Origin of the sequence: Streptomyces sp. SBT349 (assembly GCF_001083795.1) — a bacterium.
Taxonomy (GTDB): domain Bacteria; phylum Actinomycetota; class Actinomycetes; order Streptomycetales; family Streptomycetaceae; genus Streptomyces.
The window spans coordinates 1-7,311 of the sequence record NZ_LAVK01000359.1 but is presented as its reverse complement, the minus strand read 5'-3'; the positions used below and the strand labels follow the sequence as shown (position 1 = coordinate 7,311).

Genomic DNA, 7,311 nt, shown 5'->3' with positions numbered 1-7,311 from the left:
TTCCTGCTCTCGGCCGACCGCGTCGCCGACCTCGGCTGCGGCCCCGGGCGCCCCAGCCTGCTGCTCGCCGAGCGCTGGCCCGACGCCCGCCTCACCGGCTACGACAACTCCCCGGAGATGCTCGCCGAGGCCGCGCCCCTGGCCGGCCCCCTCCCCGGAGGTGACGGCCGGCTGGACTTCGTCCACGCCGACCTCGCCGCCTGGCGGCCCGCCGAGCCGTTCGACCTGATCCTGTCCAACGCCGCGCTCCAGTGGGTGCCGGGCCACGGCGACGCGTTCCCTGCCTGGGTCGAGGGCCTCGCGCCCGGCGGCGTGCTCGCCTTCCAGGTCCCGGGGAACTTCGCGGCCCCCAGCCATGTCCTGATGCGCGAGCTGTGCGCCGGCGCGCGCTGGCGCGACCGGCTCGGGGACGTGCTCCGCCACCCCGACGCCGTGCTCCCGGCCGCCGGCTATCTGGCCCTGCTGGCCGGGCTCGGCTGCGAGGTCGACGCCTGGGAGACCACCTATCTCCACGTCCTGCCCGGCCAGGACCCGGTCCTCGACTGGCTCAAGGGCACCGGGCTGCGGCCCGTGCTGACGGCCCTGGAGGACGACCCGGAGGCGCGCGAGGCGTTCCTCGCGGAGTTCGCCGAGGCCCTGCGCGACGCCTACCCGCGCACCCCGCACGGCACGGTCCTCCCGTTCCGACGCGTGTTCGTGGTGGCCGGCCGGGGCGGGTTGACGCGGTGATCACCGGCCTCGGCCGGGTGCCGCCCGCCGCCCGTCAACCGGACGCCGATAGAGCAACGGGATTCGGCGAATCGGGTGAACGGCGACAACCGAATCCGCCCAGGCGCGTTGTGCAGGTCGCTCCATGAACAGGGCACTCCTAAGAACTCGGAAGGACAAGCTAGTGATCAAGAAGACGCTTGCCACGGTCGCCGTCGCGGCTTCCGCCGTCGGCGCCGTGGGCATCGCAGCCGCCCCGGCCATGGCCATCGGTGGGGACGCCGGCCACGAGACGGTCAACGGCAACGGGAACGCCAAGTTCCAGGGCAACACCACCACCGGTGGCTACATGAGCCCGAACATCAGCCTGGTCAACGGCTCGCTGAACGACGTCTGCGTCCCGGCGGTGACGGACCCGACGGTGCAGAGCCTCATCGGCCTCATCCCGATCGGCGTGGACGACGTCCTCTCCAGCCAGCCGCGCCAGCAGTGCAACGAGAACTCCACGCAGATCGACGGCGACGACCCGCTGTCCAAGCTGCTGTCGGACATCTCGCTGCTCGCCGAGAACGGCGTCAGCAGCCACTGACCCGGCCTTCGGCCCCCTGGTCCGCGGACTCCGGGTTCTTCGGCCTTCTGACCGGTGTTCCGCACCTCACGACCCCCTCCCCGGGACTTCCGTCCCGGAGAGGGGGTCGCGGCGTTCCCGTCCCCGGCCCGCCCGCTCAGATCCTGCGGTGGCCCACCAGGCGGGGGTGGTGGTCGAGGCCCTGGAGGCCGTTCCACGCGAGGTTCACCAGGTGGGCCGCCACCTCCGCCTTCTTGGGCTTGCGCACGTTCAGCCACCACTGCCCGGTCAGCGCGACCATCCCCACCAGCGCCTGCGCGTATATGGGCGCCAGCTTCGGGTCATAGCCCCGGCCCTTGAACTCCAGGCCCAGGATGTCCTCCACCTGGGTGGCGATGTCGCCGATCAGCGACGCGAAGGTCCCCGTCGACTGCGCCACGGGGGAGTCCCTGACCAGGATGTGGAAGCCGTCGGTGTACTGCTCGATGTAGTCGAGCAGGGCGAACGCCGCCTGCTCCAGCAGCTCCCTGGGGTGACCGGCGGTCAGGGCGCCGGTCACCATGGACATCAGGCGGCTCATCTCGCGGTCCACGACGACCGCGTAGAGGCCCTCCTTGCCGCCGAAATGCTCGTAGACGACCGGCTTGGACACCCCGGCCTTGGCCGCGATCTCCTCCACCGAGGTGCCCTCGAAGCCCCGCTCCGCGAAGAGCGTGCGCCCGATGTCCAGCAACTGCTCCCGGCGCTCGGTCCCGGTCATTCTCCGGCGGGTACGCCGAGGAGTCCGGGCCGGCCTGTCCTTGCCATTGCTCTTGATGCTGTTCTCGGTCGCCACGGACCCATCATGCCGCGTGGGCGCCGGCGGACTCCTCGCGGTTTTTCCCCGCACCCGCGCCGGGGGCCTTCCGCTTCGCCTCGATCCGTTCCCGCTTCGGCCACCGCACGTCGTGGACCCAGCCCGCCTTCTCGAACCAGCGGATCAGCCGCGCGCTCGAGTCCACCTGCCAGCGGTCCACGCCGTGGCGCGCGCAGGTCGGGTCGGCGTGGTGCAGGTTGTGCCAGGACTCCCCGCAGGAGAGGACGGCGAGCCACCACACGTTCCCCGAGCGGTCGCGGGACTTGAACGGCTGCTTGCCCGTCGCGTGGCAGATGGAGTTGATCGACCAGGTCACGTGGTGCAGCAGCGCGACCCGCACCAGCGATCCCCAGAAGAGGGCGGTCAGGGCGCCCTGCCAGGACCAGGTGGCCAGGCCGCCGATCAGCGGGGGCAGCCCCAGGGAGACGACCGTCCACAGCACGAACTGGCGCGAGACGCGGCGCAGGTCGGGGTCCTTGATCAGGTCGGGCGCGTACGTGTGCTGGGGCGTCTGCTCGGTGTCGAACATCCACGCCATGTGCGCCCACCACAGGCCCTTGATCAGCGCGGGCACCGTCTCGCCGTACCGCCAGGGGGAGTGCGGGTCGCCCTCGGCGTCCGAGTGCTTGTGGTGCTTGCGGTGGTCGGCGACCCACCGGGCCAGCGGGCCCTCCACGGCCATCGACCCGGCGATGGCGAGCGCGATGCGCATCGGCCGCTTGGCCTTGAACGCGCCGTGGGTGAAGTGCCGGTGGAAACCGATCGTGATGCCGTGGCAGCCGAGGAAGTAGAAGGCCACCATCAGCCCGAGGTCGAGCCAGCTGACGCCCCAGCCCCAGGCCAGCGGCACCGCGGCCACCAGGGCGACGAAGGGGACGGTGATGAACAGCAGCAGGGCGAACTGCTCCACCGAGCCGCGACGCTCGCCGCCGAGCGTCGCGGAACCGGCGGGGGCGGGGGGAGATCCGTCGGCCTGACTGTCCTCCGCCCTCGGCGCGGATACGACGTCTGGGGATGTGGACATGGGCGGTTCCTTGGGGAAGAGACGCGTTAAGGAAGGCTTCAGCCACCTACGGGACCGTAACCTACGGTGTCGTAAGTATGGCAGCTCGCCACCCCCTCACCAGGCCGTCGGAGCCGGATCGAGGCGAGGTGACCACGGCGCACGGCACCCTCATTACGATGGAGCTGCCGGACAGCGCGGTCCGCCACGTGCCAACGAACTGCCGGAAGAGCCCGCCGCGAGGAGCCGCAACCGTGAGCAGTCCCGATCGTCAGAACAAGCCGGCGGCGCCGGGCGTCGCCGACATCCCGGATGAGAAGGGAGCGCCGGAGAGCAGTAGCGCGCTGCGCGCGGACATCCGCCGTCTCGGCGACCTCCTCGGCGAGACACTGGTCCGCCAGGACGGCCCCGAGCTGCTCGACCTCGTGGAGCGCGTCAGGGCGCTGACCCGCAGCGACGGGGAGGCCGCCGCCACGCTTCTCGGTGACACCGACCTCACGACCGCGGCCAAGCTCGTGCGCGCCTTCTCCACCTACTTCCACCTGGCCAACGTCACCGAGCAGGTGCACCGCGGCCGGGAGCTGCGCGAACGCCGGGCGGCCGAGGGCGGGGAGCTCTCGCGGACCGCCGACATGCTCAAGGACGCCGACCCCGCGCACCTGCGGCAGACGGTGGCCAACCTCGGCGTGCGGCCGGTGTTCACGGCGCACCCGACCGAGGCCGCGCGCCGCTCCGTGCTGACCAAGCTCCGCAAGATCGCGGAGCTGCTCGACCACCCGGAGTCCGAGCACGGCGGCGACCGGCGCCGCACCGACCTGCGGCTCGCGGAGAACATCGACCTCATCTGGCAGACGGACGAGCTGCGGGTGGCCCGCCCCGAGCCCGCGGACGAGGCGAGGAACGCCGTCTACTACCTGGACGAGCTGCACGCGGGCGCCGTCGGGGACGTGCTGGAGGACCTGGCCACCGAGCTCGACCGGGCGGGGGCGCCGCTGCCGGCCGACGGCAGGCCGCTGACGTTCGGCACCTGGATCGGCGGCGACCGCGACGGGAACCCGAATGTCACGCCCACCGTGACCTGGGACGTTCTGCTGCTCCAGCACGAGCACGGGATCTCCAGCGCGCTGCGGCACGTGGACGAGCTGCGCGGCGCGCTGTCCAACTCCATCCGCAACTCGGGGGCCAGCCGGGAGCTCCTCGACTCCCTGGCCCGCGACCTGGAGAGGCTGCCGGAGATCACCCCCAGGTACAAGCGGCTCAACGCGGAGGAGCCCTACCGGCTGAAGGTCACCTGCGTCCGGCAGAAGCTCGTCAACACCCGGATCCGGCTCAAGGACGACGCGCCGCACGTGCCGGGCCGCGACTACCTGGGGACCGGGGAACTGCTGGACGACATGCGGTTGGTGCAGACGTCGCTGCGGGAGCACCGCGGCGGGCTGATCGCGGACGGGCGCCTGGAGCGGCTGATGCGCACGGTGGCGGCGTTCGGCATCCAGCTGGCCACCATGGACGTCAGGGAGCACGCCGACGCGCACCACCACGCGCTGGGGCAGCTCTTCGACCGGCTCGGCGAGGAGTCCTGGCGGTACGCGGACATGCCGCGCGACTACAGGACCAAGCTGCTGGCCAGGGAGCTGCGCTCGCGCAGGCCGCTGGCCCCGACGCCCGCGCCGCTCGACGCGGCGGGCGCGAAGACGCTGGGGGTGTTCTCCACGGCGCGCCGGGCGCTGGACACCTTCGGCCCCGAGGTCATCGAGTCGTACATCATTTCGATGTGTCAGGGCGCGGACGACGTATTCGCCGCGGCCGTTCTGGCCCGGGAGGCGGGCCTGATCGACCTGCACGCGGGGTGGGCGAGGATCGGCATCGTTCCGCTGCTGGAGACCACGGACGAGCTGAAGATCGCCGACGAGCTGCTGGACGCGATGCTCTCCGACCCCTCCTACCGGCGGCTGGTCTCGCTCCGCGACGACGTGCAGGAGGTCATGCTCGGATACAGCGACTCCTCGAAGTTCGGCGGGATCACCACGTCGCAGTGGGAGATCCACCGCGCCCAGCGGCGGCTGCGCGACGTCGCGCACCGGCACGGGGTGCGGCTGCGGCTCTTCCACGGCCGCGGCGGCACGGTCGGCCGCGGCGGCGGCCCGACCCACGACGCGATCCTCGCCCAGCCCTGGGGCACGCTGGAGGGCGAGATCAAGGTCACGGAGCAGGGCGAGGTCATCTCCGACAAGTACCTGGTGCCCTCGCTGGCCAGGGAGAACCTGGAGCTGACCGTGGCCGCCACGCTCCAGGCGTCGGCGCTGCACACCGCGCCGCGGCAGTCCCAGGAGGCGCTGGCCCGCTGGGACGCGGCGATGGACACGGTCTCCGACGTCGCGCACACCGCCTACCGGCGGCTGGTCGAGGACCCGGACCTGCCCGCGTACTTCTTCGCCTCCACCCCCGTCGACCAGCTCGCCGACCTCCACCTCGGCTCGCGCCCCTCGCGCCGCCCCGACAGCGGCGCGGGCCTCGACGGGCTGCGGGCGATCCCGTGGGTCTTCGGCTGGACGCAGTCGCGGCAGATCGTGCCCGGCTGGTTCGGCGTGGGCTCGGGACTGCGGGCGGCTCGCGAGGCGGGGCTCGACGGCGTGCTGGCCGAGGCGTTCGAGCACTGGCACTTCTTCCGGAACTTCCTGTCCAACGTGGAGATGACGCTCTCCAAGACGGACCTGCGGATCGCCAGGCACTACGTCGAGACGCTGGTCCCCGAGGAGCTCGCGCACGTCTTCGCGACCATCGAGGCCGAGCACCGGCTGACCGTGGCCGAGGTGCTGCGCATCACCGGGGAGAACGAACTGCTGGACGCGAACCCGGCGCTCCAGCGCACGCTGCGGGTGCGGGACGCCTATCTGGACCCGATCTCCTACCTCCAGGTCACGCTGCTGCACCGCCAGCGCGAGGCGGCGCGGCGCGGCGAGGAGCCCGACCAGCTGCTCTCCCGGGCGCTGCTGCTCACCGTGAACGGCGTGGCGGCGGGCCTGCGCAACACGGGCTGACCCCGCGTTCCCCCGGGGGCCCGTCTCCCGGGGGCCCGCCCTCCCGGGGCCGTCAGGCCGCGGCGCGGAAGGTGCGGCGGTAGGCGCTGGGCGAGACGCCGAGCGCCGTCTGGAGGTGCTGCCGCAGGGACGCCCCCGTGCCGAACCCGGCGGCGTGGGCGATCCGGTCCACCGGCAGATCGGTCTCCTCCAGCAGCCGCCTGGCCCGTTCCACCCGCTGCACGGTGAGCCAGCGCTGCGGTGAGACGCCCGTCTCCTCGCGGAAGCGGCGGGTGAACGTCCGCACGCTCATGGACTCCCGGGCCGCCAGCGCCCGCAGCGTCAGCGGCTCACCGAGGTGATCCAGCGCGAACGCGCGCGCCCGTTCCGTCGAACGCGCCCCGGGCGTGGGCACCGGGCGCTCGGTGAACTGCGCCTGCCCGCCGTCCCGGTGCGGCGGCACCAGCGTGCGGCGCGCCACCGAGTTGGCCACCGCGGCGCCGAAGTCGGAACGCACCATGTGCAGGCACAGGTCGATGCCCGAGGCGACGCCGGCCGAGGTCAGGACGTTCCCGTCCTCGGCGTAGAGGATGTCGGGGGCGAGCAGCACCCGGGGGAACAGCGCGCGGAAGCGGTCGCACGAGGCCCAGTGCGTCGTCGCCCTGCGCCCGTCGAGCAGCCCGGCGGCGGCCAGCACGAACGCGCCGGTGCAGATCGAGGCGATCCTCGTCCCCGGCCGGATGCGCGCGAGGGCGGCGGCCAGCGGCTCGGGCAGCCGCCCCTCCTCCTCCGCCGTCCCGTGCTCGTGCGCGGCCGGGACGACGACCGTGTCCGCCTCGGCCAGCGCCTCGGGTCCGTGCCCGACGTCGATGCTGAAGTCGGCGTCGCTGCGCACGGGTCCGGGCGTGGTGGCGCAGGTGACCACCTCGTACAACGGCTCGCCCGCCGCCGTGTGCGCGCGGCCCATCAGGCGGTGCACGATCCCCAGCTCGATCGGGAGCACCCCGTGCCGCACCAGCACGGCGACCCGGTGGCGTCCGTCCCCACGGAATACGCTCATGGCCCGATCCTTGCACATCATGGCCATCCGGCCACTCGTTCGCCGGGCCCGCACGGCGCAGGCTCGTGGGGTGACCAGGACTCTTATACCCCTCTG

The 7,311-nt window shown here is 72.6% G+C and carries 6 protein-coding genes; 3 read left to right on the top strand and 3 right to left on the bottom strand.

The features are described 5' to 3' along the window. Together ADY01_RS29960 and ADY01_RS29955 are read left to right on the top strand one after the other, a co-directional pair. The coding region (locus tag ADY01_RS29960) for a methyltransferase domain-containing protein (RefSeq protein WP_049579730.1) at window positions 1-729 on the top strand (729 nt) is incomplete at its 5' end. Between the two features lie 163 nt (window positions 730-892). Continuing rightward, a complete protein-coding gene (locus tag ADY01_RS29955) occupies window positions 893-1,297 on the top strand; it encodes a rodlin (RefSeq protein ID WP_049579728.1) in 405 nt (134 codons plus the stop codon). A gap of 136 nt (window positions 1,298-1,433) precedes the next feature. Here the strand turns inward: ADY01_RS29955 and ADY01_RS29950 are convergent, their stop codons facing one another. Both ADY01_RS29950 and ADY01_RS29945 read right to left on the bottom strand, forming a co-directional pair. Next, window positions 1,434-2,111: a TetR/AcrR family transcriptional regulator gene (locus ADY01_RS29950; protein ID WP_159001508.1), complete on the bottom strand. Its 678-nt coding sequence runs from the start codon at window positions 2,109-2,111 to the stop codon at window positions 1,434-1,436. Between the two features lie 7 nt (window positions 2,112-2,118). Next, window positions 2,119-3,156 carry an acyl-CoA desaturase gene (locus ADY01_RS29945; RefSeq protein ID WP_049579725.1) on the bottom strand — a complete coding sequence of 346 codons (1,038 nt, stop codon included), beginning with the start codon at window positions 3,154-3,156 and terminating at the stop codon, window positions 2,119-2,121. Between the two features lie 233 nt (window positions 3,157-3,389). On the opposite strand from ADY01_RS29945, the gene ppc reads away from it, so the two are divergent. Beyond that, window positions 3,390-6,176 (top strand): phosphoenolpyruvate carboxylase, encoded by a 2,787-nt coding sequence (gene ppc / locus ADY01_RS29940; RefSeq protein WP_420715755.1) that lies wholly within the window; start codon window positions 3,390-3,392, stop codon window positions 6,174-6,176. Between the two features lie 52 nt (window positions 6,177-6,228). Here ppc and ADY01_RS29935 read toward each other — a convergent pair whose 3' ends face one another. Continuing rightward, a complete protein-coding gene (locus ADY01_RS29935) occupies window positions 6,229-7,242 on the bottom strand; it encodes a helix-turn-helix domain-containing protein (RefSeq protein WP_049579723.1) in 1,014 nt (337 codons plus the stop codon). Window positions 7,243-7,311 lie beyond the last annotated feature (69 nt).